General features: G+C 73.4%; 1 protein-coding gene. It reads left to right on the top strand.

The features are described 5' to 3' along the window. A partial coding sequence (locus FV222_RS28410) for an efflux RND transporter permease subunit (RefSeq protein ID WP_147816449.1) occupies positions 1-673 on the top strand: 673 nt, incomplete at both ends.

Genomic DNA, 673 nt, shown 5'->3' with positions numbered 1-673 from the left:
GCCCTGGTCGACGGCCGCCCCGGCATCCTCCTGATGGTCGGCGCGCAGATCGGCGCCAACACCCTGGAGGCGACGCGCCGCGTCGACGCGGCGCTCGACGAGCTTCGCCCGGGGCTGGAGCGCGACGGCATCGTGCTGCGCGGCGACCTGTTCCGCCCGGCGAACTTCATCGCCCAGGCCAACGGCAACGTGCTGCAGGCGCTGGCGCTCGGCGGCATCCTGGTCGTCGTGGTGCTGTTCGTGTTCCTGTTCGACTGGCGCACCGCGGTGATCAGCGCGGGCGCGATCCCGCTCTCGCTGCTCGCCGCCGTGCTGGTGCTCGGGGCGATGGGCGAGAGCCTCAACACGATGACGCTGGGGGGGCTCGCCATCGCCATCGGCGAGGTGGTGGACGACGCGGTGATCGGCATCGAGAACGCCGTGCGGCGCCTGCGCGAGAACCGGCGTCTGCTCGCGCCGCTGCCGGTCGCGCGGGTGGTGCGCGACGCGATCCTGGAGGTGCGAAGCGCGGTGGCCTACGCCACCTTCGCGGTGCTTCTGGTGTTTTTGCCGGTGCTGGCGCTCACCGGCGTCGCCGGGCGCCTGTTCGGCCCGCTGGCGCTCGCCTACATCCTGGCCGTGGTGGCCTCGCTCGCGGTGGCGCTCACCGTCACGCCGGCGCTCGCCATGGCGC

Origin of the sequence: Methylobacterium sp. WL103 (genome assembly GCF_008039885.1) — a bacterium.
In the GTDB taxonomy this organism is placed as follows: domain Bacteria; phylum Pseudomonadota; class Alphaproteobacteria; order Rhizobiales; family Beijerinckiaceae; genus Methylobacterium; species Methylobacterium cerastii.
Note: the sequence above shows the minus strand (reverse complement) of the source record. Positions and strands in the feature narration are given on the sequence as shown.